Annotated in this window: 24 protein-coding genes and 1 pseudogene; 8 read left to right on the forward strand and 17 right to left on the reverse strand. The window is 53.2% G+C overall.

What is annotated here, in order from left to right; translation table 11 throughout:
* Window positions 1–70 precede the first annotated feature (70 nt).
* From MKZ35_RS22670 to MKZ35_RS22680, 3 genes are all read right to left on the reverse strand, one after another.
* Window positions 71–697, reverse strand: coding sequence for a bifunctional nuclease family protein (locus tag MKZ35_RS22670; RefSeq protein WP_482515485.1), 627 nt, complete (start codon window positions 695–697; stop codon window positions 71–73).
* A 118-nt stretch (window positions 698–815) separates the two neighbouring features.
* Window positions 816–1793, reverse strand: coding sequence for an electron transfer flavoprotein subunit alpha/FixB family protein (locus MKZ35_RS22675; protein WP_482515486.1), 978 nt, complete (start codon window positions 1791–1793; stop codon window positions 816–818).
* A gap of 87 nt (window positions 1794–1880) precedes the next feature.
* Entirely contained in the window at window positions 1881–2618 is a 738-nt protein-coding gene (locus MKZ35_RS22680; protein WP_482515487.1) for an electron transfer flavoprotein subunit beta/FixA family protein, read from the reverse strand.
* Window positions 2619–2693: 75 nt separating this feature from the next.
* Between MKZ35_RS22680 and MKZ35_RS22685 the strand changes: the two genes are divergently transcribed.
* Window positions 2694–3032 (forward strand): tetratricopeptide repeat protein, encoded by a 339-nt coding sequence (locus tag MKZ35_RS22685; protein ID WP_482515488.1) that lies wholly within the window; start codon window positions 2694–2696, stop codon window positions 3030–3032.
* A gap of 10 nt (window positions 3033–3042) precedes the next feature.
* Here MKZ35_RS22685 and MKZ35_RS22690 read toward each other — a convergent pair whose 3' ends face one another.
* Both MKZ35_RS22690 and MKZ35_RS22695 read right to left on the reverse strand, forming a co-directional pair.
* Window positions 3043–3954, reverse strand: coding sequence for a cobalamin B12-binding domain-containing protein (locus MKZ35_RS22690; RefSeq protein ID WP_482515489.1), 912 nt, complete (start codon window positions 3952–3954; stop codon window positions 3043–3045).
* A 451-nt stretch (window positions 3955–4405) separates the two neighbouring features.
* A pseudogene (locus MKZ35_RS22695) lies at window positions 4406–5729 on the reverse strand (M20/M25/M40 family metallo-hydrolase).
* A 67-nt stretch (window positions 5730–5796) separates the two neighbouring features.
* On the opposite strand from MKZ35_RS22695, the gene MKZ35_RS22700 reads away from it, so the two are divergent.
* Complete coding sequence (locus MKZ35_RS22700; protein WP_482515490.1) at window positions 5797–6234, forward strand: META domain-containing protein; 438 nt, start codon at window positions 5797–5799, stop codon at window positions 6232–6234.
* A gap of 76 nt (window positions 6235–6310) precedes the next feature.
* Here MKZ35_RS22700 and MKZ35_RS22705 read toward each other — a convergent pair whose 3' ends face one another.
* The 10 genes from MKZ35_RS22705 to MKZ35_RS22750 form a co-directional block, all read right to left on the reverse strand.
* Window positions 6311–6805 carry a hypothetical protein gene (locus MKZ35_RS22705; RefSeq protein WP_482515491.1) on the reverse strand — a complete coding sequence of 165 codons (495 nt, stop codon included), beginning with the start codon at window positions 6803–6805 and terminating at the stop codon, window positions 6311–6313.
* 85 nt (window positions 6806–6890) lie between these two features.
* Window positions 6891–7775 (reverse strand): transposase, encoded by an 885-nt coding sequence (locus MKZ35_RS22710; protein WP_482515492.1) that lies wholly within the window; start codon window positions 7773–7775, stop codon window positions 6891–6893.
* A 65-nt stretch (window positions 7776–7840) separates the two neighbouring features.
* Window positions 7841–9013 (reverse strand): DUF3103 family protein, encoded by a 1173-nt coding sequence (locus MKZ35_RS22715; protein WP_482515493.1) that lies wholly within the window; start codon window positions 9011–9013, stop codon window positions 7841–7843.
* 117 nt (window positions 9014–9130) lie between these two features.
* Window positions 9131–9445 carry a Crp/Fnr family transcriptional regulator gene (locus tag MKZ35_RS22720; protein WP_482515494.1) on the reverse strand — a complete coding sequence of 105 codons (315 nt, stop codon included), beginning with the start codon at window positions 9443–9445 and terminating at the stop codon, window positions 9131–9133.
* Window positions 9446–9466: 21 nt separating this feature from the next.
* Entirely contained in the window at window positions 9467–9916 is a 450-nt protein-coding gene (locus MKZ35_RS22725; protein ID WP_482515624.1) for a transposase family protein, read from the reverse strand.
* Window positions 9913–10398: a helix-turn-helix domain-containing protein gene (locus MKZ35_RS22730; protein ID WP_482511885.1), complete on the reverse strand. Its 486-nt coding sequence runs from the start codon at window positions 10396–10398 to the stop codon at window positions 9913–9915. Before MKZ35_RS22730 ends, MKZ35_RS22725 begins: the two co-directional genes overlap by 4 nt.
* A 39-nt stretch (window positions 10399–10437) precedes the next feature.
* Window positions 10438–10683, reverse strand: a complete 246-nt coding sequence (locus tag MKZ35_RS22735; protein ID WP_482515495.1) for a cyclic nucleotide-binding domain-containing protein — start codon at window positions 10681–10683, stop codon at window positions 10438–10440.
* 137 nt (window positions 10684–10820) lie between these two features.
* Entirely contained in the window at window positions 10821–11561 is a 741-nt protein-coding gene (locus tag MKZ35_RS22740; RefSeq protein ID WP_482515496.1) for a hypothetical protein, read from the reverse strand.
* 93 nt (window positions 11562–11654) lie between these two features.
* The gene (locus MKZ35_RS22745; RefSeq protein ID WP_482515497.1) at window positions 11655–15101 is read right to left on the reverse strand and encodes a pyruvate carboxylase; all 3447 of its coding nucleotides are present in this window, start codon (window positions 15099–15101) and stop codon (window positions 11655–11657) included.
* Window positions 15102–15364: 263 nt separating this feature from the next.
* Entirely contained in the window at window positions 15365–16087 is a 723-nt protein-coding gene (locus MKZ35_RS22750) for a head GIN domain-containing protein (RefSeq protein ID WP_482515498.1), read from the reverse strand.
* Between the two features lie 351 nt (window positions 16088–16438).
* On the opposite strand from MKZ35_RS22750, the gene MKZ35_RS22755 reads away from it, so the two are divergent.
* From MKZ35_RS22755 to MKZ35_RS22780, 6 genes are all read left to right on the forward strand, one after another.
* On the forward strand, window positions 16439–16885 hold the full coding sequence (locus tag MKZ35_RS22755) for an META domain-containing protein (protein ID WP_482515499.1): 447 nt from the start codon (window positions 16439–16441) through the stop codon (window positions 16883–16885).
* Window positions 16886–17098: 213 nt separating this feature from the next.
* Complete coding sequence (locus tag MKZ35_RS22760; RefSeq protein WP_482515500.1) at window positions 17099–17815, forward strand: SDR family NAD(P)-dependent oxidoreductase; 717 nt, start codon at window positions 17099–17101, stop codon at window positions 17813–17815.
* Between the two features lie 109 nt (window positions 17816–17924).
* On the forward strand, window positions 17925–19244 hold the full coding sequence (locus tag MKZ35_RS22765; protein WP_482515501.1) for a cryptochrome/photolyase family protein: 1320 nt from the start codon (window positions 17925–17927) through the stop codon (window positions 19242–19244).
* A 178-nt stretch (window positions 19245–19422) separates the two neighbouring features.
* Complete coding sequence (locus MKZ35_RS22770) at window positions 19423–20067, forward strand: TetR/AcrR family transcriptional regulator (protein ID WP_482515502.1); 645 nt, start codon at window positions 19423–19425, stop codon at window positions 20065–20067.
* Window positions 20067–21431 (forward strand): ABC1 kinase family protein, encoded by a 1365-nt coding sequence (locus MKZ35_RS22775; RefSeq protein WP_482515503.1) that lies wholly within the window; start codon window positions 20067–20069, stop codon window positions 21429–21431. Before MKZ35_RS22770 ends, MKZ35_RS22775 begins: the two co-directional genes overlap by 1 nt.
* Window positions 21432–21610: 179 nt before the next feature.
* Window positions 21611–22471 carry a dienelactone hydrolase family protein gene (locus MKZ35_RS22780; protein ID WP_482515504.1) on the forward strand — a complete coding sequence of 287 codons (861 nt, stop codon included), beginning with the start codon at window positions 21611–21613 and terminating at the stop codon, window positions 22469–22471.
* A gap of 116 nt (window positions 22472–22587) precedes the next feature.
* Here MKZ35_RS22780 and MKZ35_RS22785 read toward each other — a convergent pair whose 3' ends face one another.
* Both MKZ35_RS22785 and MKZ35_RS22790 read right to left on the reverse strand, forming a co-directional pair.
* A complete protein-coding gene (locus tag MKZ35_RS22785) occupies window positions 22588–23319 on the reverse strand; it encodes a phenylalanine-4-hydroxylase (protein WP_482515505.1) in 732 nt (243 codons plus the stop codon).
* 332 nt (window positions 23320–23651) lie between these two features.
* The gene (locus MKZ35_RS22790; RefSeq protein WP_482515506.1) at window positions 23652–24539 is read right to left on the reverse strand and encodes a DoxX family protein; all 888 of its coding nucleotides are present in this window, start codon (window positions 24537–24539) and stop codon (window positions 23652–23654) included.
* Window positions 24540–24566: the final 27 nt, after the last annotated feature.

The following is a 24566-nucleotide window of genomic DNA, read 5'->3' on the forward strand; positions in this document are numbered from 1 at the left end:
GAGTGGAAAGTATGCGGCACAAAAAAGCCTTCCATACAAGGAAGGCTTTCTTTCTAAAACGACCAAAATTCTAACCGTTGCGCTTATTCAGCTCGTCCCGGATTTTGGCCGCTTTTTCGTAATCTTCTTTTTCCAGCGCCTGGGCCAACATCTTCGTCAGCTCGTCCAGTGACACCTGACCACTGGGGTCACGGGGACTGGGCGTAGCGGCCGGCGTGCCGCCGTTGTCGTCATCATCGTCGTCCTCGTCATCATCGTCTGAGGCTTCTTCGGCATTTTCGTCGAGGTCACTCAGAATAATACCGGCTTCGCTCAGCACGCTTTCCACGGTAAAGATCGGTACGCCGAAGCGCAGGCCGATTGCGATAGCGTCGCTGGGGCGCGCATCGATTTCGAAGGTTGTAGCCCCATCGGAGCACACAATTTTGGAGTAAAACACGCCTTCCTTCAAATCCGAAATCATCACTTCAATGATGGCCACATGCACATGCTCAGCAAAAGACTTGAACAAGTCATGGGTCAATGGACGGTTAGGGCTGATTTTTTCTATTTGAATTGCAATGCTCTGCGCCTCAAACATGCCAATGATAATGGGCAACCGACGATTGCCGGTTTTTTCGCCTAGAATAAGAGCGAAAGAACCCGATTGGGACTGGCTGGATGACAGGCCGAGGATTTCGAGCTGAATTTTCTTCACAAGCGATTAAGCTGATTTTAGGTGTGTCGATATGCGTTTACTAAACTGAGAATCAATAAGTTACCACCCTAAACCAAAACAAAGACATTAACCTATCAAAACTCAACTTAGCAACGCATTAATTCAACTCTTTGACGGCCTGGGTTAATTTGGGTAGTACGTCAAATACGTCGCCAACGATGCCATAATCGGCCGCTTTAAAGAACGGAGCCTCCGGGTCTTTGTTGATGACAACGATGACTTTCGAAGAGTTTACGCCAGCCAAGTGCTGAATAGCTCCCGAAATCCCGCAGGCAATATACAGGTTAGGCGATACCGTAATACCCGTCTGGCCTACGTGCTCGTGGTGAGGGCGCCAATCGACGTCAGACACCGGCTTGGAGCAGGCCGTAGCCGCGCCCAAAGCCTTAGCCAAGTCTTCGATCAGATTCCAGTTCTCAGGACCTTTCATGCCCCGGCCACCCGATACTACTTTGTCGGCTTCGGGCAACAGAATGCCACCGGCCTGCTCCTGCATGATTACCTGTTTGGGTGCATCGGCAAAGTCGGCGTCGGTGAGTTGGGCAGAGAACGACGCTACACTGGCGGTTTGGCCAGCGTTGTGCAAAGGCTCCATCGAGTTCTTCTTCACGGCAATAATCTTCCGCTCGCCGCTCAGAACCACGTCGGAGAAGGCTTTGCCGGAGAAAGCACCGCGCTTCACTATAAATTGCCCCCCATCGGTTTTGGGTAGCTCTACTACGTTAGTAGCCAAGCTGGCTTGCAGGCGCACCGACAGGCGCGAACCGACAGCGGCTCCAATGTTGGAGTTAGCCAGTACAATTATCTGCGCGCTTTCCTGCTGAGCCGCGGCTGCAATCAGCTTGGTGTAGGCGCCGTTTACGAAATCCTTCAGCCGGGAATCGTTGTCGTATAATACTTTATTGATGCCCTGCTCGCCGAGGGTGGCAAGGTTGGCTTCAGTAGCCTCGCTCACGGCCACGGCCGTAGCCGTGGTACCGAGCATCTGGGCTACCTGGCTTCCGTAGGAAGCTACTTCCAGTGAGGACTTTTTTACCTCACCGTTATCACACTCAACTACAACTAGAACAGACATATTCTTTTCATTTAACATTTAACATTTAATATCTATCACGCTAAGCTGCCTGATAAATGTTAAATGTTAAATGATGATTGATAAATGTTAAATGACTTTGGCTTCGTTGCGCAGCAGCTTGATCAGGTCGCCGGCCGATTCGGCGGGGATAAGCTTGACACCCTGCTTCTTGGGGGGCAAAGCAAACTCGGTAACCTGGGTGCGGGGAGCTTCGCCAGTGGGCTCCACTACTTTCAAGGGCTTGGTCCGGGCCGTCATGATGCCGCGCATATTCGGGATGCGGGGCTCGCACATAGGCTCCTGACACGAAACAACGAAAGGAGTAGCCACCTCCACTATTTCTTTGCCACCTTCAATTTCACGCTCCAGCGTAGCCATACTTCCCTCTACCTCAAGCTTCATGGCCGGCGCTACGGTCGGGATGCCGAGCAGCTCGCCCACCATACCGTGTACTTGAAAACCATTGTAATCAATGCTTTCCTTGCCCATCAGAATGATGTCGTAGCCACCTTCTTTAGCAGCAGCAGCAATCTGCTGGGCTACAAAAAAGGCGTCGGTGGGCTTGGCGTTTACGCGAATAGCGTCGTCGGCCCCAATGGCTAGGGCCTTGCGGATATTGGGCTCCGTATCGGCTTCGCCTACGTTGAGCACCGTCACATTACCGCCTAGTTTTTCCTTTAACTCAATGGCACGGGTGAGGGCATATTCATCCCAAGGATTAATCACAAACTGCACCCCAGCCTTGTTGAGCTCCTTATTATCAGGAGTAAAGGCGATTTTGGTGGTCGTGTCGGGCACGTTGCTGATACAAACGAGAAACTTCATCGAAGGTGCTTATATGGACAGATAACTACGGGAAAGCCCCTAATTTCGGGCGAAGATACAGAAAACTCCTGCCCTATGGAAACCTCACCCAGCCGTTTACAGCAACTCTTGGCCTTCTACGCCGATGACCCCAACGACGCGTTTACGATCTACGCGCTGGCCACCGAATATCGGTCTGCTGAGCCGCTGCTGGCTATGAAATATTACCAAACTTTACTGGATGAACACCCCGACTACGTGGGCACTTACTACCACGCGGGCAAGCTGCTGGAGCAACTGGAAAAGCCGGAAGACGCCGAAAAAGTTTACCGTCGAGGTTTACAGGTGAGTCGTAAATCCGGGCAGATGCACGCCGCCAGTGAGCTGCAACAGGCTCTTAATCAGCTATTAGGCTTAGACTATGAAGACGAATAAGAAACCTTGCTTATTGTTGCATTAGCTTGCGGGCAGCGTCTACGGCCACTCGGGCGTTGGGCGCATACGCATCGGCCCCAATGGCGCGCCACAACTCAGGATCGGCATTGAACGGCTCTCCGCCGACCATCACATGCACGCGGCTGGCACCTGTCGTGTTGTTTTTGGCGCTGATAAGCTGATGCAGTATTCCAACGTGATGCGCCATAGAAGCCCCAATAACCAGCAAATCGGCTTTAAAACCGACAACTGCCTTCCATATGCCATCAGTCGGCGTGTTAGCTCCTAAAAAGTAAGGAGTCCAGCCGTCAAGCTCCAGAAAGTCGGATACCATACGCACCGGCATACTGTGCAAATCGCTGGATACCGTGGTGGCTACGAACCGAAAGCCATTGGGAGTATCAGTTTGTAAATATGGGTGGAGCATGGCCATAGCGAGTTCGGTAGCAGCCGTGCAATAGTGCTCCTGCGCTATACTGATTTCGCCTTTATGCCAACGCGAGCCAACTTCCCACTGCACAGGCATGAATACATGCTCGTAGAGCAGGCGCACATCAATACCATCCTTGGCTTCCTCCCGGAGTAGTCTGATTGCTTCGGCGCGCTGCCCAGCCAACAAGTGCGCCAGGTACGCATCAGCCAAACATTTAAGCGGTGTCTCTTGGAGCAACGTAACCGGCGGCAAAGGCTCAGCTACAATAAGTGGTTGCTCCAGCTCTTTAAAAGCAGTACCCAGAAAGCCAACCGCCGCTATATACTCCGTGATAGGCAGACGCTGGGCTAGAACCTGCTTTAGGGCTGTTAGCTGCTGCGTCAGACTTTGGTCATGGGCAGGGTCGGGTGGGTTGTGCCGGGCATGAAATAGATGTGTTTCAAATAAGCCCGCGCTACTCATCAAGATGGCGTTTGCTAAAGCAGTCAAGTGGCTTTGTATCTCCTGCTCCAGCGCTCTACGGCTTTCTTCGTCTCCCCCACAGTAGTTTACGCTTGGTGTCAACTGGCAATAAAGCGCTGCGGCCTCCTTCTTTATATTTTCGGCCTGTTGATAGATGCTTTCGACCGTACGTTGCTGTTTTAGATTCATCACTGCTTACCCATTGCTCCTCCCATCATACTAGAGTCTGCTCTCAACTGGCTATATATTTCTAAGAGAATCTATTACATGGAAAAGGACGGACTTTAGCTTCTCCGGTCTGTGTACTATTAATTGAACTGGCTGGTTTCGCTTATCACGTTTTCACTGGTCAATAAAATGACTGATTACTGTTTCCGAGGAGCGTGCGGTTATTCAAGTAAACGTAGAAACGAAGAAGCGGACCAGATACCTACAGGTTTCTGGTCCGCTTCTTCGTTTCTACGCTTATACTTTCTGGTTATTGATCTACGCTGGCGGGCTCGATGCGGGTGGGCGTTTGCTCACCGGCCACAATACCTACGGCGCTGCGCGCAATGGCCGAAATAATAGCCGTCATATTCGTCATATTAAGGCTTTCAACCTCATCATCGACGCTGTGGTAGAGCTTATCCGTCGGAATCTGGTCGCTGCTGATGGTATGGGCAGGCACCCCCAAACGAGCCAACGTAGCATTATCGGAGCGGTAGAACAGGTTTTGCTCGGGGTACGGGTCTGGCTCGAAACGGAAGGGTGAGCCTTCCAGCTTTTGCTGAAGCAGCTTACCAAAGTCAGAGCGCTCGTAGCCGGTGATGAACGCCGTCTGGGGACCAAATTTGGCTTCCTTGCCAATCATTTCGATGTTGAACATGGCGACCGTTTTCTGCGGATCAGTCTGCTCGGAGAAGTATTTTGAGCCAAAGCCGCCAATCTCTTCCGCCGTAAAGGCCACAAACACCAGCGTGCGCTGATTTTTTCTTCTTCTTGAAGTGCTCGGCCAAAGCCACCACGGCCGTCGTACCGCTGGCGTCGTCGTCGGCACCGTTGGCAATAGAGTCGCCGGCCACGGCGGGCAGTATGCCAATGTGGTCGTAGTGCCCGGAGAACACCACCATTTCGGCGGCGCGGGCCTTATCTTTGGCCTTGCCAGGCAGCACACCCACCACGTTGCGCAGCTCCACTGTCTTGATAGAAGTGGAAGCCGAAGCCGTAAACTTCAGGGGTGCCGTGGGTGCGGCGGCCAGCACAAATACGCTGGCGTAGGGCTTGGGCTCTTCGCCCCGCATACTACTATGGCTCATATACCCCACTAGCTGGCTGAACCGCTGGGCATGAGCTGGATCAACCAAGACTAGTGTATTGGCAGCAGGTTGGAGCAAAGCTCCCATTTCCTGCCGCACGTTGGCCTCAGGGCCAATGACTACGACTTGCGGCGGGGTGGCATCCTCGCTGGTCCAAGTAAGCGTGGGCACCCCCGATACAGCTAGTATATTTTCGGGCGCTATAGCTATACCATTCAGCGTGACGCTGGTGGCTCCGGTGCGCACCTCGTAAGCCGGAAACACCTGCTCATAAGTGGTCAGACCCGGCATTTTTTCCAGCCCAATCCGGTCAAACTCGGCGGCCAGAAACTTCGCCGCCTGTAAGCCGCCCGGCTGCCCCGACGCCCGGCCCATCATATTGTCGGCCGCTAGGGTGCGAATAATGCGTTCAACGTTTTTCTGCTTAATTGCCGGACCTTTTTTCTGCGCTACAGCTAATTGACTTGCACAAGCTAAGCCAATAATCAGGACAAGTTTTTTCATGGCTCAAGGTATGCATTTTGCCGTATGAGAAACGCGGATTTTGCCCCCCACGTCGCTCTTTTCAGCTATGATACTTCGCCACTTCCTGCTTTTGCTATCTTTTCTGCTGCTGGGTGCGTGCCAGAGCAGCAAAAGCACAACTCCCGCCGCCAGTCTGAGCAACACGCGCTGGGTGCTCCGAACGCTGGCTGCCACCCCCATTACCACTCCCGAAAACAGTCAGGAAATCTATCTGCAATTCAACGCTACTTCTGAGCAGGTGACCGGCTTCGCGGGCTGCAACCGCTTCTTCGGCCGCTTCGAGCAACCCACACCTACCACGCTACGCCTGCTCGGCTTAGGCTCGACCAAGATGTTTTGCGCAGCCCGTCAACAAGTGGAAAACGAGTACCTGAATGCGCTCCAGCAAGTAGCGCGCTACGAAATTGAGGGCGACACGCTACGCTTTTATGCCGCTGACGCGGAGAAGCCGCTAGCCGTGTTTGAGGCCGTGTATTTGAGATAAAACGCATATTTCCTTCAACAAAAAAGCCGGCTTGTAGCCGGCTTTTTTGTTGAAGGAAATATTTAATCGAAACGAATTACTGCTTCACCGCATCAATCTCCATATGATAGCGGCAGGTCTCCGGTTGGCCGGTGGTGGCGTTACAGAGTTTATCGCCTACGAGACGCAAGGTATTGTCATCAAGCTGTACTATTCGATAACCGCCATTCAGCACATCTTCAGTGCGCCGGAATTCTTTCTGCAATGGCCCAGTATAACGGTCACCATTAATACTAAGACTGTTGTCGTCAGTCACCTGAAAAGTAAATGGTAAGGAATATTCTGGTGCTTGATATGTCATTTTACAGTTGGAAGGCCGCTTATTGTCATTCTTTGTACACACATTAAATACCAGAAAAGTATTTACAGGGGCAACTAGTGAGTCTGTGCCAATTTTGCTATCTACGTAATGTAAGCGGGTAATCTTCCACGTACCGTCAATTTTACGCAATGGACGGTAGTTTTGAGAATCTTCGCAATTAGCGAGCAAAAAGATTGCTGCTAAAAGCGTCATGGTGAGTTTTATCTTCATGATTGTTGATTTTTATCAAATTTACTTCTTTCAATTATAAAGCCAGAAGGCAATAGCAATCACTAGAGTTTTTATTATTTGATAATCAGCAGATTGAGCAGATATTCTTGAAATGTGCTACTTCGGCGCACAAAGCGAAGGCATCGGTTAGCTTTTCCTTTTTTCTCATCCGGTTGGTTGTACGAAGCACGAAAAACGATTTGAGTCGTGCAATGACATTCTCCACCACGACGCGAAGTGGAGCCAACACCTGATTAATAAGACGTTCGAGTGGCGTGAGTGGATGATTTTTTCGCGCCTTAAAAGGAATAAAAACATACTTGCAGTTAATAAATTTTTTAATACCCACAAAGCCTGCATCCACATGAATCCGATAGTTTTTTAAGGTTATATGTGCGAAAATTTCTTTGAAAATAGTGAAGTCATGCGTTCGGCCACTATAGGCTTTGCTGATCCACAACAGCCGGCCGCTGAGCGAGCAGATGAGCAACCATTTCAGGGTGTGCCTTTTTTTACCACTATAAAATTCCTCCTGAAGCTGCTGATTAGCAGCCCGTTCAATCGGAACTTCGGTTACGTCAATGACTAAATCGTTGATACCCGCGAAGAGGTCGTCAAATTGCGTCTGCTTGGTAAATAAAACGCGTTGTGTCAGGCCTTGTGCTTGCAAAGCTGCTTTTAAACACGGTTTTAGTCGCTCTAAATACTGGCTCACCGCAAATTCAGAAAAGCCGAAGTAGATGGCCATATTATGCAGCGTGGGATAGGCTTTATAGTAGTGCAGAATAAAAAATAAGGCTTCGCGTGTATCGGTTAAAACCGGGTTTGATTTTAGGTAGGGTTGCGGGATTTTGGGTTCATAAAAAGGCGCGAATAGCTCGTAAAGCTGGTCGAACTGAACTTGAGTTAGCCCGGTTGCCGCTTTGTATTGGTTGTCCGTTCGCAGGTTGTGGTAGATGCTGAAAGCCATACAAAAATGAAAAGAACTGTTAATGCCCACAAGCTACTGATTATCAAATAATAAAAAATCTACTGTTAATAAAGATCATAATCTAGTTGAAACTTTAACGCTTGGTTACCGTGTGGCTGAATGGTTGAATTAGCACAGAAAGTACGGTCTACTGGATAGGTACCAATAAAATCATCATCATTCTTAATATTTACTGTGCCGTCTGCCGTAACCTTAATGCCGTCAATCTCTCCTTCTACTTTAATATCAAACTTAATTATGGAACCACTATCCTCTTCCCAAAATGTAAAATTAATTATTTCACCATAATTTGTTGACCAACGCATGAGTCGATCAGTGAAGTTCCACCAGTTATTATCCATATAACTCCGACGTCTTGGCTCCCACAGGTTCCCTGTTTCAGTACCATTCCCGTAGATAATTTTCTGGATCGTAGTACTCTGATCAATATAATGAATGTTCATGCGAATTTCTGGTGCTCCAAGCACCCACTCCTCAATAGCGTTCATGTTATCAGTGCGCAGTCCACGTAAATAGAGCACTTGGTCGAAGGGCATGGTACTACAAAACTCGGGACCATTCAAATCCGAAGTAGACTTTGCTTTTAAATTACCGTTTGTATTCCCAGCGGTTACATTACCAGAGGTAGCGGCAGCACCCATCAGACCTTTTTTAAGCACTACTTTACCCTGCTCCAGCTCCGTGCGCTCACTCTGACTGATTACGATGACAGGAACCGTAGGCGCTTGTTTTGCATCCAGCAAATGAACGTTGCCGGCGGCATCGAACGCGGTAATCTGCCTGGCATTTTGCTCGTCGTAATTATCTGGTAAGTAAGCTACCAGCGGCGCGTAGTTTTGCGCGTCCCATTTCTCAATATTGACCGGCACGGCAACGTTGAGTAAAGGGAATTTTTGGGAGATAGCGGCTAGATCACGCAATTCGGCCGCGGCTTGGTTCGTGGCCGCGTAGCTCAGCAGGTCGCTGAATAACACGTCGTAGTCGCCGTCGAACTGCTTGAGCGCCTCGGCTTTCAGAAAGCTTCGCACTTGGGCGCTGCCCAAAGTCTTAGCCAGCTTCCGGGCTACGTTTTCGTGGGCGGTTCCTGCTCCCATCGTCTGCGCGGCCTGCGCGTCTTGGGCACTGATGGGCATCAGGTCCTCGTCCTGCTGCTTGTCGCAGGCCACCAACAAGGTGGTCAAGCCAGCTACCGCGAATGTTTTGAATAATTGCCTCATACGAATAAAGGGTTAGGATTAGGTTTTTGTATAATCCAAAGCTACTTCCTCTCTATCAGCTTATTACTTGACAAATGTCAAGAAGTGCCCTTGACATTTGTCAGGATTTACGGGGCCTTATCCTCGTTTATAATCGCCGCGCAGCCGGCTGAGCGTGGAGGGATCAATGCCCAGATATGTAGCGATGTAGCGCAACGGCACCCGCCGGTAGAATTCGGGATGAGCCTGGCTATAGGCCGCCAGCCGCTCCTTTGCCTTCGGGATTTGCAGTACCCGGATGCGCTGCATATACAACAGCAAGTACTGCTCCATTAGTCGGCATTCTACATCGGCCAGCACCGGATGTGCTTGCTTGAGGGCGTTAAGGTCTTCCCGCGCTATTACCAGCAGCGTAGTAGGCTCTAATAATTGAATGGTTTCCTTGGATGGCACTCGCAATAAATAGACTTGTTCCTAAATAGCTTCTTTTCGTTTAACAAGATGCCAGTTCCAGATTCCGCAAGCCAGCGCCAGCAGGCGGTCGTTGAAGCTGGCGGACTTATTGCGGCAGGTTTGGGCCACGCAACCCAGGCGTTTAGCTCCGCTGATGGCGTGTTCAACCTTAACGCGGCGGCGGGCGTGGGCGGCATTTTCAGTTCGTTGGGTGTCGGTCAGGGCCGCATCCGGGCGTTTTTTACTGCGCCGGGGCTTGCGGTGGGGCAAGCTTTCCGCGGGCAGCTCGTAGTCAGCGACGAAGCCCAGGTAGCCCAAATCGGCCAGCAGTTCGAAAAGGTCGAGCAAGCCCAGGTTGATATCAAACTCGTTTTTAAGCGCTTGGTAGTCGTGGGTCGCCCCGCAGGTAGTGGGTCCCAGGTAGTGAATGTAGCGGGCCGGGTCGGCAATGAGCGTATTTTTACGGGTCAGTCTTTTTTACCCGAGTAGTCGGCGGCCCGGTCCACCACGGCCCGCGGGCGGTGCTGGGGGCGCTCGGTGGCATCAAGCAGCAGCACGGGTATCTCGGCGAAGACCTGTTGCATCTGGGCCAGCGAGTCGATGGTGCGGGCCGGCAGTACGCCCCGTGTGCGCAAGGTGCGTTCCAGCGCTTTGGCCAATCGGTGCGCGTGTTCGCAGGCTTTAGAGCGGGGCAAGCCAAAGCTGGCGGCTAGCACGTCGAAGGTGGGGTAAGTTTTGAGGTAGTACAGAATGAACAATAGCTTTTGCTGCGGACTGGTTAACACGCCCTTACGCCCACCGCCAGCCTTCCGTTTGCGCGGGCGCTGGTCGGTAAAGCGGGCATCCGCTTCTTGTTGGCAGCCGACCGCAAACGGCTCGGCCAGCGCACAAAAGGCCGCCACATCTAGCCCCGTCAAGGCCCGCATCTGCCGGTCATCGGTTATCGTATTCACGTCTAGCATCCCCAAAAATACTATTTGGGAACAAGTCTTCTAACTAGGCAGGGAGCAAAGAAAGTGGCCTTCGTTGACCAGCCAAGCCGTTACCTCGCGGGCATTCTCGTTATAAAAAGCCCGCGCCAGACCTTTTTCTACAAAAAATGCTTCATCGCTCACTTCGCCTTCTTCCAACAAAATTGCTCCCTTAGGCAAGATGCGCCGTTTAGCTATTTTCTGAAAATCCTCCTGAACGGGATGGGCTATTTCGCAAATTCTATTGAGTGCTTCCAGCAAATTCATAAATAAGTCAATAAGTCAATAAGTCAATAAGTCAATAAGTCAATAAAATAAACGCATACTTCAGCAGGCTGGTTGTTATTTTGTTGGTTGGGGAGCAAAATATGAGTAGTGAGCCTTTCTTTGATTAAGTCAATTTCTCATTTGCCAGATTCCGAGGGCGCCAATGTATTCAGCCACGGCATCAGAGCTACAAAATCGGCTTCGGTACGCAGGGTCGGGCGCTTCTTTAGCTCCGCCTGAATCTGGGGAGCGTGTTCGGGCATAGCGGCCGTCAACGCCTTTGCGTTGAGTTTAAGGGGCTGCAAACGACCATCGGCCGTATGAATGAAATAGTCGGTCTGGTCGAGCAGCTCATCGTAGCGACGGTCGGCGCTGTAAGCGCCAGAGTAGCTAGCCTTCTGTAGGGTTTTGCGCTGAAGCTTGAGGAGACTGTAATTTCCTGGCGCTAATACTTCAAAGTACTCCCGCCGTAGGGCTGGGTCGGGTGCATCATAAATACGCTGAAAAGTACGTGGCTGCGTTTTGGTTGGATCACTGAGCACGAAACCCTCTACCTTATTCATATCCACATAAGTGGAATCCTTGGGGCCGCGCAGCATCAAAAGCATCCGCTGATTAGCATCGTACTTCAGCTTGGTTTCTGGCAGAGGCACCTTCGAGGCAAGCTGAATAGTGCCTGGCACCCAGCCAGCAACCAAGTATGGCGTACCGCGCACACCTTCGTAACGATTGTCGAAGCTGATGGAGGCCGAACCATTGACCAACGACTTCAAATTTTCCTGAGCTGCATTGCCCGAGCCAACGGCTGCGCTTTGAGCCTGCGCTTGCAAACTCACAATGGCACCAGCAGCAATAAGAAAAGAGCGTAAGAGGTTCATGTATTGCTAATAGAGTGAATAGGAAATGCTACAACTCCGAAAATATATACAATTTTCAGGATTGAAGCCGTATGACGCATTCGAAGTGGAGTATTACCCTAACGTCAACACCAAGTCGTCAGCGTTTACTAAAGTGCCTTCGCCCAGGTGGAGGCTCTGCACCGTAGAGTCGTCGGGGGCGGTGATGGTGGTTTCCATCTTCATGGCTTCAATGATGAAAAGCGGCGTGTTGCGCTTCACCGCTTCACCGTCTTTCACCAGCACCCTCGACAGCATACCCTGTAAAGGGGCTCCAACCTGGCGTGGGTTGGTTTTGTCAATTTTCTGGTTGCGTATGGTTTTTACTTCTACCGAGCGGTCGCGCACTTCCAGGTTGCGGGTCTGGCCGTTGAAGGAGAAGAAGATGGTGCGGTTGCCGTCGTCGTTCACGTTGCCCACCGAGCGTAGCTTTACAATCACCGACTTGCCGCGGGCAATATCGATGATGGTTTCCTCGCCGGGCTTGAGGCCGTAGAAGAATACTCGCGTTGGAATCAGCGACACGTCGCCGAACTGCTGCACATAGGTCCAGTACTGCTCGAACACTTTGGGGTAGAGCAGGTAAGACAGCAGGTCGGTAAACTTGGTCTGGGGGCCAAATTTGGCTTGAAACGCCTTCCACTCCTTGTCAAAATCGATGGGCGTCAGGTGCTCGTTGGGTCGGTCGGTGAAAGGCTTTTCATCCTTCAGAATAAGCTGTTGCAGCTCCTTGGGCCAGCCGCCCTCCGGCTGCCCTATGTCGCCACGAAATAAGCTCTGCACCGACTCCGGAAACGACAGGCTCTCCCCTTTTTCCAGCACGTCCTGGGTTGTCAGGTTATTGGTCACCATAAACAGCGCCATGTCGCCGACCACTTTCGAGGAGGGCGTCACCTTCACGATGTCGCCAAACAGCTGATTTACGTCGGCGAAGGTTTGTTTTACCTGCTCAAACTTGTCGCCCAGGCCCAGCGCCGCCGCCTGGGGCCGCAGGTTGGAATATTGCCCCCCAGGTATCTCGTGCTGAAACACTTCCGACGTGCCCGCTTTCAACCCCGACTCAAACGGATAATAATACTCTCGCACCGTTTCCCAGTAGTTGGAAAACTCATTCAAGCTCCGCTGATCGAACTCCCGATGGCGGGGCGTACCGCGCAGCATCTCTACGATAGAGTTGAAATTGGGCTGCGAAGTGAGGCCCGATAAAGAACCCAGCGCCACGTCGATTACATCTACATCCGCTTCAACTGCCTTTAGATAAGTAGCTGCTTGCAAGGAAGATGTATCGTGGGTGTGCAGATGAATAGGCAAGCTGATAGTAGCGCGCAAGCCCTGAATCAACTCGGTGGCGGCGTAGGGCTTGAGCAGGCCGGCCATGTCCTTGATGCACAGGATATGGGCGCCAGCATCTTCGATTTGCTTGGCCAGGCGCAGGTAATAATCGAGGTTGTACTTGTTGCGCTTGGGGTCCAGAATGTCGCCGGTGTAGCAGATGCTGGCCTCGGCCAAGCCCTGGGTTTTATTGCGCACAAAGCCAATGCAGGACTCCATCCCCGGCATCCAGTTCAGGGAGTCGAAGATGCGGAACACATCGACGCCCGTTTCCCAGGCCTGCTGCACGAAGCGCTCGGTGAGGTTATCGGGGTAGGCTTTATAGCCCACGCCATTTGCCCCCCGAATAAGCATTTGCAGCAAAATATTGGGTACCGCCGCCCTGATTTTAGCCAGCCGCTCCCACGGGTCTTCGTGCAAAAAGCGAAGCGCCACGTCGAAGGTGGCGCCGCCCCACACTTCCATCGAGAAGGTTTGGGGGTGCATTTTGGCGTAGCGCTCCGCCACCTTCAGCAGATCGAAGGTGCGCATGCGCGTGGCCAGCAGGCTCTGGTGGGCGTCGCGGAAGGTAGTGTCGCAGTAATGAATGGGTTTATCAGCGCGGAGCCACTGCGCAAAGCCTTCGGGGCCGAGCTCCGTCAGCTTGTCTTTGGTGCCGGGCTGATGCGACTCAGTAATGTTGGCAAACGGGATTTTGGGCTTGCGCAGGTCCCGGTTGGGGTCCGTGAGGTTTTTTACATCGGGGTTGCCGTTCACCACCACGTCGCCAATGTAAGCCAGCACCTTGGTGCCGCGGTCTTGGCGGGGCTTGTACTGGAATAGCTCCGGGTGGTCCTTGATGAAGTCCACGTTGGCCTTACCGCTCACAAACTCGGGGTTGGCAATAATATTTTGCAGAAACTGAATGTTGGTCTGCACGCCCCGAATGCGGAATTCATCGAGCGTGCGCGCCATTTTCTGGGCCGCGCCTTCCAGCGTGGGCGCGTGGGCCGACACTTTCACCAGCAGCGAATCAAAGAACGGTGACACCTTTACGCCTTGGTACACCGAGCCTTGGTCGAGGCGAATACCGAAGCCGCCCGCCGAGCGGTAGGCCACAATAGTGCCGTAGTCGGGCTTAAAGTCGTTTTCGGGGTCTTCGGTGGTGATGCGGCACTGAATTGCAAAGCCGGTTTTGAGCGGTTTGCCCCCCGGCTCCAGTCCTATCTCCGGGGAAGCGAGCTTATAGCCGGCGGCAATGTAAATCTGCGTTTTGATCAGGTCGATGCCGGTAATCATCTCCGTCACGGTGTGCTCCACCTGAATGCGCGGATTCACCTCGATAAAGTAGATGCGGTCTAACTCGGGGTTTACCAGAAATTCCACCGTGCCCACATTGTTGTAGTTCACGGCCCGACCTAGTCGCAATGCATACTCGTACAGCAAATGGCGCTGATGGTCAGCCAGATCCAGAGCGGGCGCAACTTCGACTACCTTCTGAAAACGGCGCTGCACGGAGCAGTCGCGCTCGTATAGGTGCACGATGTTGCCGTGGTTGTCGGCTACCAGCTGCACTTCAATGTGCTTAGGCCGCTCCACAAATTTCTCCAGGAAAACTGTGTCGTCGCCGAAGGCTTTCAGGGCCTCGTTTCGCGCTTCAAAAAAGCCTTTTTCCAGCTCATCATCCGTTCTGATTACGCGCATACCACGCCCACCGCCGCCGGAAGCCGCTTTGAGCATAACTGGGTAGCCAATGCGATGTGCCTCGCTTAGCGCTACTTCCAGATCGGTGAGGTCAGCTTCACTGCTTTCTATAATGGGCACCTGGCACTGCACGGCTACGCGCTTGGCGGCTACCTTGTCGCCGAGGGCTTCCATTACTTCGGGCCGCGGTCCCACGAAAATTACGCCTTCTTCCTGGCAGCGCCGGGCCAGGGTGGCGTTTTCAGCCAGAAAGCCGTAGCCAGGATGGAGGGCATCGGCCCCATTTTCCTTGGCCGTGCGCAGAATAGCTTCAATATCCAGATAGGGTTTCAGCGGCTCGTCGTCGCGGCCAATTTGGTAGGCTTCGTCAGCCTTATAGCGGTGCAGCGAATAACGGTCTTCGTACGTGTACACGGCCACCGTTGGGATTCCCATCTCGGTGGCGGCACGCAGCACGCGGATAGCAATTTCGCCACGGTTGGCAACGAGTAGCTTTTTAATGTTCATAATTTGGAAGTTAAGGGCGCGGAGAAGGAATTGGGGCGAAGCTAGACAAATACGCAATAAGCTATGCGGGCTGTCAGCGAATTTTTGCTAACTGCCCCTTATTCGCAATATCGTCATCATTAGTTATGCTTAAATGCAGGCTTTCTGTTAATGTAGAAATTCCTACAAAAAAGCCCCCCAGAAGCTTTTCATTATAAACAGAAATCCCCAACCTGGCTTTCGTACAGCCAGGTTGGGGATTTAAGCTAATAGCATTTACGCGTTTATCGGGCGGCTCGCACCGAGCTGGCGCCACTGGCCCGGTTGCTTACCACGCGGGTATTGCCTTTGTAGCGGATGTCGCTGGCGCCGGAAGCGGTAGAGGACAGTTCGCCATCAATGTTGACCTGCGCCTCGCTGGCGCCTGAGGCAAGTATCTGAGCGCCTTTTGATTGCAGCTCATACGCCTCGTACTCACTACCGCCGCTGACGGTCACTTTCTGCCGGTCGGCCTGACCGGCAAGTTTTACGTCGCTTGCGCCGGAGCAGCTCACCTCCAGCGTTTTGGTCCTGACGCTGAGCGTTATATCACTGGCTCCGCTGGCTTGTATGGTAAAGTTGTTGGCGGCAAAAGTTGATTGGCCCTTCACTGCTGATGCCCCACTTACGGAAATTGCTCTAAGCGTAGGGCAAGTGATATAAATAGTGACGCTGTTCTCTTTATTGCTGCCTACCAGATCGCGCCAGTTAAACTCCCGGTCGCGGTAGATTTTCAGGGTGCCATTCTGCACCTCCGTTTTCAAATACTTCTGCACCTCTTCTGATGCCTCAACTACCACACTTGTTGCGCCGCCCTGGCGCAGAAACACATTCACCGCACCACTGGCGCTTACAGCTTCAAAGCTGCCGGTTTTGCGAGTCTGCTTCGTTTGGGCCAGCAGGGAGACATGCAGGAGGCACGCCACAACAAGCAGCAACAAGGATTTGAACTGAGTCGAGGTTTTCATAGTGCAGAATAATTAACTGATGTTACGCGGCAACTGCACCTCTGCCTCAGAAAGAAGCTATTGCTGCTTCAGGAAACATCCTTTCCAAGCAATCGACTAATATGCCGCGTAACATCAGTAATTAATTGTGAGTTGTGGAGGTAGATGCTCGGACCGCACGAAGGGTTGTTTAAAGTGCAGATAATATAATCATTTGGGCGCTGATACAAGGTGTCAGGCTCGGCCGTGGCGCCACTTGCCGCGCTTTCATTGCTGGGGGGCAAAATATTTTTCGCCTTCACTCAAACCCGCTTGCAACCTTATGCCGCCGTGTCAGCTCTACTCTGTAGACCTCACGGCAATCCTACTGGCATGAAACAACGCTTTACCCGCTCCTTTTTGTGGTTGTGCATGGCTTTTGTTCTTGGCGGCTGTACCAAGGATTCCGACTTAAAGCCAGATGAGCGCCTTGTGAATACCCAGTGGCAGCTGACGTATGTAGACGAATTTCCTTTAACGGCTTCCAGCTTTTCCTATGATCAGCAGTCCTATATCCAGTTTGTCGCGGCTGGGAATAAGTTACAGGGCTTGTCGGCTTGTGATGAGATTGGGGGACGATTTTTCCTTAATGCTGACAATCAAACGCTCACGATTACTCAATTAACAGTAAAGCCAGGTACTTGCTCCAGTCCGGTGGTGGGGGGCCGTTATCTAAAGGCGCTACCCCAAACTACCCACTACGAAGTAGTCAACAACACGCTCCGCCTCTACGATGCGCAGGGGGCAACTCCGCGCCTGACCTTCGAAGCAATAGAATAAGCCTATCCAAGCATCTTATTTTATCCAGTGATTATTAGTTGATTAACTACTACAAATTATACTCATTGGGCCGACGGAAGGTGCGCTTCCGTCGGCCCAATTTATTTATTTCTAATCCATTTTTCGCATTGGTCCTAAAGTCAGTTGCGGGCGGCTCAAACCTTGACCGCCTGGTTCAGTTGTCAGAATACCCTTCTCATCTGAACCACATCCATGGATTTCGCCCAAAAGAACATTCTCATCGTCGGTGCCTCGTCGGGCATCGGGCTGGCTACGGCCAAGCTGCTACACGGGCTGGGAGCCCGGTTGTTTACCGCCTCGCGCCACCTTTCGCCCGAACTCAGCGAGCTGCAAACTACCCACTTGGAGCTCGACGCTACCCAGCCCCTCTCTCCCACTGCCTTCGACGGTTTGCCCGATACCCTGCACGGCTTCGTGTATTGTCCCGGCAGCATCAAGCTACGGCCCTTCGAGCGGATTCCGCTGGATGATTTTCGGGCTGATTTTGAGTTGAATGTGATGGGTGCCGTGCAGCTATTGCAGCCCCTGCTGAAGCGGCTGAAGAAGGCCGAAGGCGCTTCGGTGATACTCTTTAGCACGGTGGCCGCTACCACGGGTATGAGTTTTCATGCCAGCATTGCCACCGCTAAAGCCGCGCTGGAAGGCCTCACCCGCGCCCTGGCCGCCGAATTTGCCCCCCAGAACATCCGCGTCAACGCCATAGCGCCGTCCCTGACTAATACGCCCCTAGCGGCTCCTTTATTAAATACACCCGAAAAAGCGGAAGGCGGCGCCAAGCGCCACCCGTTGCAGCGGATTGGTCAGCCCGAGGATCTGGCTTATATGGCTTCCTTTCTGCTTTCTGACCACAGTAGCTTTATCACCGGCCAAGTGATGCCGGTTGATGGCGGTATGGGTCGTTTGAAATAACATGTAACACGAAGCGGCGCTTCGCTCGTTAAACAACTCGCAACGAATACTTTCTTAACAATGGAACAAACGCGAGGCGAAGCACCGCTTCGCGCTACACCTTGCCCTCATGAAAATCACACTCTTCTGGCACCGGCGCGACATTCGCCTGCAGGATAATGTGGGCCTGGCAGCGGCCCTTCAAAGTGGGTATCCGGTGGTGCCACTGTTTATTTATGACCGCGAAATTCTGGAGTTGCTCCCCAGCCGCCGCGATGCGCGGGTCACGTTTATTTATCAGCAGGTGGAGCGCTTGGCGGCCGAAACAGAAGCGGCGGGCGGCACTTTTCTGGCTGTTTACGGCCGGCCGCTGGAGGTATTTGAGCAGCTGCTAAGTCAGTACGAAATAGCCGCCGTGTACACCAACGAAGATTATGAGCCCTACGCCAAGGAGCGCGACTCGGCCGTAGCGGCGCTTTGCCACCGACACGGGGCCGAGTTTCGGGCCTTCAAGGACCAGGTTATTTTCGCCAAAAGCGAGATTCTGACTAAGTCAGGGACAGTCCCCAAGGTTTTCGGCTCCTATCAAAAGGCCTGGCTGGCGGCGCTGCGCGATGAGCATTTGCAGCCGCATCCGTCGGCCGAGTTATTTCGGGCCGAGAATCTGTACCAGTTGCCTGATGCGCCGGCGCGCCCGACTCTGCAGGAAATGGGCTTCGAGCAGTTTGAGCAGTTTGTGCCCGCCGCCGAGCTACCCGATGAAGCCTTGGTGCGCAACTATCATCTTACCCGCAACCAACCCGGCCTGGTGAATAGCAGCACCCGGCGGTCGGTACATTTGCGCTTCGGGACGCTGAGCGTGCGCGAGGTGATGCGCCAAGCCAAAGAGCTAAACCCCAAGCTGCTGTCAGAGCTTATTTGGCGCGACTTCTTTATGATGCTGCTCTGGCATTACCCTTTTACGGCCACGGAGAGCTACGACCCCAAGCTGCGCCGCGTGCCTTACCGTAATAATGAGCAAGAGTTTAAAGCTTGGTGCGAAGGCCGAACGGGCTACCCACTGGTTGATGCGGGCATGCGCGAGCTGAACGCGACCGGCTACCTACCCAATCGCGCCCGCATTGCCGTGGCGGGCTTTTTGGTGAAACACCTGCTCATCGACTGGCGCTGGGGCGACCGGTATTTTGCCGATAAGCTCCTCGATTATGATATGTCGCAGAACGTGGGCAACTGGCAGTGGATGGCCGGCACCGGGGCCACGGCCGCCCCGTGGTTTCGGGTGTATAGCCCTGAAAGCCAGCAAAAGCAGTATGATCCTACGTTTGCGTACGTCTGGCAATGGGTACCGGAGTATGGTACCTGTGAGTACCCCAAACCTATTGTAGAGCACAAATTTGCGCGGGAGCGCGCCATCGAAACGTTGCGCGCGGCTTATAGACAGGCGGAGTAGTTGCACGGGTGGTACTACGACTCCAAAGTCGTAGTATCACTATCGTTGCTGATGTTTGAAGTTGACAAAAATCGTTGAACGATAGTGGTACTACAAACCGCTTCGCGGAATTCGTAGGACCACACTGTCCACATCCAAAACCCAACTTTACTAGGTCTTTAGTTGTTCTGATTCAACTATGGAAAATACGGAAAAGGACCGCATCAAGCAGGCTTACCTGGCTTATGTGCTGGACAAGAATACCACGCCCGCTTCGGTGTTTAAGCTAACCAAAAAGCTGAACATTCCGGAGCAGGATTTTTACCGCTACTATCCCAACTTTGACGCCATCGACCGGGAACTTTGGGCTGATTTTGGCCGGCAAGCGCACGAAAAAGCGGCCTTAGAGCCCGTTTGGCAGGAATACGGTGCCCGCGAAAAGCTTCTGGCTTTCTACTATACGCTGCTCGAAATTCTGAAGCAGAACCGCAGCTACGCCCTCATGGCACTACGCCGGTCTATGCCACGCGTGCCGGGTATTACGCCCCGGGTGCTCGACGATTTTCGTAGCGAGTTTATCATGTTTGTGGAGGCGCTTCTGCGTGATGGCCGTCGGAGTGAGGAAATTGCCCCCCGCCGCTTTGTACAGGATAGTTATCCGCGGCTTTTCTGGACGCAGGCGCTGTTTGTGCTCACCTTCTTTGCCAAGGATGAAAGCCTGAACTTCGAGCGCACCGACGCGGCGGTGGAAAAAGCTGTTACGCTCAGCTTCGACTTAGTGGGCCGCAACTCCTTTGACTCGGCTCTCGATCTGACCCGTTTTCTGCTGCACAAGCGTCGCTAATGGCAGAATACGTGGAGAATTTGCCCCCCAGCCCGCAGTTAGCGGAGGAGGTTGCACCCGGCCGTCAGCTCGATTCGCTACCGACTACCAAAGTGGCGCGGGCGGCTCGTTTTGCCAAATCGGGGCTGAAAGTGGGCGCCAACTATGTGAAACACTATGCCCGCCGCTCGGTGGGTGCCACTAGCAGCGAGGCCGACCTGCACGCCGCTAACGCCGCTGAGCTTTATGGCACACTAAGCGAGATGAAAGGCTCGGTGCTGAAAGTGGCCCAGATGCTGGCTCTGGAGAAGAAATTTTTGCCCCCCGCCTACTCCGACCAGTTCTCTCAAGCCCAGTACCAGACGCCCCCAATTTCCGCTCCGCTCATTATCAAAACGTTTCGGGATGCGTTCGGTAAGTCGCCGTCTGAGCTGTTTGCTGAGTTTGATGTGAACGCCCGGCAGGCGGCCAGCATTGGGCAGGTGCATTATGCTTTGTCGCGCGACGAAAAACGCCCCCTGGCGGTGAAAGTGCAGTACCCCGGCGTGGCCGACAGCATTCGCTCCGATATTCGACTAGTAAAGCCTATTGCTTTGCGTGTGATGGGACTTGATGAGGCGCAGGTACGACCTTATTTGGAGGAAGTAGAAACGCGCCTGCTCGAAGAAACCGACTATAAGCTGGAGCTGCGGCGCGGCTCCGAAATAGCCGCCAGCTGCGCTCATTTGCCTTATTTGGAGTTTGCTCGCTATTATCCTGAGTTATCCTCGGCCCGCATCCTGACGATGGACTGGCTGCAAGGTGAGCACCTGAAGGAGTTTTTGCGCGTGGAGCCCAGCCAGGAAATTCGGAATCAGCTGGGACAGGCGCTATGGGACTTTTATATGTATCAGCTGAATACGCTGCTAAGAGTCCACGCCGATCCGCACCCCGGCAACTTTCTGCTGCGGGCTGAAAATGGCGGTACGGTGGGCGTGCTGGACTTTGGCTGTGTCAAGGAAATTCCGGCCGATGTGCACCGGCTTTTCAATGCCCTGCTGGCACCCGAAACTTTAGCCGATGAAGCGCGCCTCGCTGCTCTGCTCGACGAAACCGGCATCTTGCGGCCTACTGATACCACTGAGCGCCGCGCCCTGTATGTGCGCACCTTGCATGCGTCGCTGGGGTTGATCGGCCGGCCCTTCCGGGAAGCTACCTTCGACTTTGGCGACCCGACTTACATGGCTTCCTTGTATGCTTTGGGTGATGATCTGATGCAGGAGCCCGAGCTGCGCCAGCAGCGCGAACCCCGCGGCTCCGAGCATTTCATTTACCTCAATCGGACCTACGTGGGCCTCTACGCGTTGCTAACGGAGTTGGGAGCGCATATTCGCACGCACGCTTAATTGCCCGAAGTGGTCCTACGACAGAAAAAGTCGTAGGACCACGCCGTGCGCCGACCATTATGCCTTTACCAAACTATTTTGCTTTACTAGGGTTAATGCGTCCTGATTGATTCCCAACTCGTGTAGCAACACAGATTTGGCGCTCAATCAGGACGCTTTTTCTTCCCTAACTTATTCTCATGAAAAAACTCTGGACTCTTTGTGCCGCCTTTCTCAGCGCAGCTACCGTGGCTTCGGCCCAAACCACTGCTGTGAGCTGCTGCGCCAGGCCGGCTGTGGCTACCGAAACGTTTGCAATGCTCGCGTCCAACACTGATTTCTCAGGTGGCCACGATGCGCCATTGCCTTACTCGTATGAGGGCGAGGGCACGATGATCAAATTCAAAACTGCCGATGGCCAAACGAGCCAGGGCTTTGAAATCAGGAGCGCTACGCCTTCCAAAAAGTATCTATTCGTGATTCACGAGTGGTGGGGTTTGAACGATTATATCAAGAAAGAAGCAGCGACTTTTGCCCGCGATTTGCCGGGCGTCAATATCATTGCGCTTGATTTGTATGATGGTCAGGTAGCAGCCACGCCCGACGAAGCCGGCAAATACATGCAAGCTGTAAAGACGGACCGCGCTCAGAACATTATTCGCGGGGCCATGCAGTACGCTGGCCCGGATGCGCAATTTGCTTCCGTGGGCTGGTGCTTCGGCGGCGGCTGGTCGTTGCAAACGGCATTGCTGGCCGGCCCCAAAGCCGTAGGTTGCGTGATGTATTATGGCATGCCCGAGAAGGATGTTGCCAAGCTGAAAACCTTGAATACCGATGTTCTAGGCATCTTTGCCAGTGAAGACAAGTGGATTAATCCTGAGGTAGTTGCGCAGTTCCAGAAGGATATGGCCGCTGCCAAGAAGAAGGTAACCATCAAGAGCTACGTCGCTGACCACGCCTTTGCTAACCCATCGAATCCTAAATACAGCCAGAAATTTGCCGCCGATGCCCACGCCGCCGCCGTGGCTTACCTGCGCAAAAGCTTCAAGCTAAAGTCTTAGTCCATTTCAGCAAAAAAGCCCCCCAGATATGCATCTGGGGGGCTTTTTTGTGTAAGCTGCGGTGGGACGGGACGTACGAATGCCAGCCAACTTTCCGGCGAAAGTTGAAAGTCGGATTACGCCGGCTTCAGTTGCCAACTATCCGCGAGCAAGGCTGCCATTTCCGCTACGCTGGCCGTGAGCTGTTCCCAGGAGTTGAGCACGAAATATTGCTCCTGAAACCGCTCCTCGGAATAAGGTGTGTTAAGCACTGCGGCCAATTCAAAAGCGTGACGCGCAGTTTCAGCATGAACGCAATGGTGGATTTCGCCGGCTGAGGACAACAAACCTGCCCCATAAATGCGTGGCTGCCCTCCCTCCTGCACTAGTCCAAACTGCACCGTGAAGCCATACAACCGCCGCAGCCGCATTAAAGCGGGCGCATCGTGGCGGTGCTGACGGCCTACAATGCCCAGAAAGTGCAGAAAATCGGCAAAGGCCGAATCTGTGAGCAGCGGTGCGTGCCCGAATACATCGTGAAATAAGTCGGGGGTTTTCACGAAGTCGAACTGCTCCATCGCTCGCAACCGCGTGACGGCCGGAAACTTCCGCTCCGCAAGCAAAGCAAAGAACGTAGCGTCGTCCACGGCCTCTGGCACAGGCACCAGCTCCCAGTCGGTGTAGCGCTGCAACTGCTCACTCACCGCGTCGAAATGTGGAATAGCAGTACGCTGAAAGTTCAGGTGGGTGAGGCCAGCCCCGAACGCGGCGGCAGCCCGCTTGTGCAGCAAGGCCGTTTGGCGGTCAAACAATACCTTCCAAACGAGTTGGTCTTGGGTGGTGTAGTGGTCGTAAGCTTGCTCAAACATAGCGGTAGGTAGTAGATAGGGCACAAAAAAAGCCCGACTCTTGACGGAGTCGGGCTTGAGGTTTTCGGGGTTGGAGGTGGTTACTTACCTTCCTTTCCGGCCATGCAGCTCGACTCCGCCCTTATCGGGGCGATTGACGGTCAGCATAATGCATTTGGCGGATAGCAGGTACATGGAGGCAAATATAGAAAATCGGGCTAATAAGTTGTCCCTCAACTATCCAACTTATTTTCAGCTAGATACCAAAATCTTTAAAACTGTTGCCGGGGGGCATTTTCGGTCAGAAAAAACTTATTGAGTGCATAGCCAGCTTTCGTCCATACGTGAGCATCTCAGCGCTTACCGTTCGCTTCGTAGCCCATGCTCAGGTTAGTATCGCCGGTAACGTGCAAGTCGAGGCGGGCGTTTTGGTCCGATGGGTTCAGCAATAGCGCGGTGGAGCCAGGCAGGAAGCGGAGCGTGGCCCGCTGGCCCGGCGCCAGGGTAGCCTTACCAAAAATGCCTCCTCCGCGTGGCCGCTCTTTTATTTCTACCGGCACCTTGCCCTTATTGCGCGCCACCACCCGAAAGGCACCCGGCTGCTCGCCGCCCAGGGCGAATTGCTTGCCGGGCTCAATCAACAGGTCGGAGTTTAAGCTACCGCCGGCCCAGCAGGCCGTAGCTAGGAATAGCACCAGAGCAGCGGCGCCAGCTGAAGCCACTTGACGAGTTGGTACCAAGCGGCGCAACCAGCTAGTGTTGTGCGTGAGCAGATAATCCAGGGAGTAGCGCCCACCACCTATGGCCGTAACGAGCACGAAGCACCAGAACAGGAGCTGCTGATAATTCATCCCTACGATGAGCTCCGGCCCCTCGTACCACACAAAGGCGATGATGAAAAACTGAAACGCCAGCTGAAAAGCTCCCCAGCGCGTGAACAGCCCGAAGGCAATCAGCAAACCGCCCGCAAACTCACCCCAACAAGCCATCCAGGCCCACAGGTAAGGTGATGGATAGATAAAGCCCAGGTTGGCTACTTGTTGGATAAACCAATCGGGAGGGCCTAGTGAGGCCTGGTTGCCGACAAGCTTCGCAGCCTCGGTGGCCGTGGTCATATTGACGAGCTTACTCCAGCCAGCGCCAATAGCAATGGACAACCCTAGGTGCAGACGCAGGAGCAGCCAGGTAACGTCGGCAAGGCGGGATTGTAAGGGACTAGCGGAAAAGAGGAGCTTTTTCATGGTCGTTTATTGGTTTGTTGAACGACC

It is taken from the genome of Hymenobacter sp. R533113 (assembly GCF_056835965.1).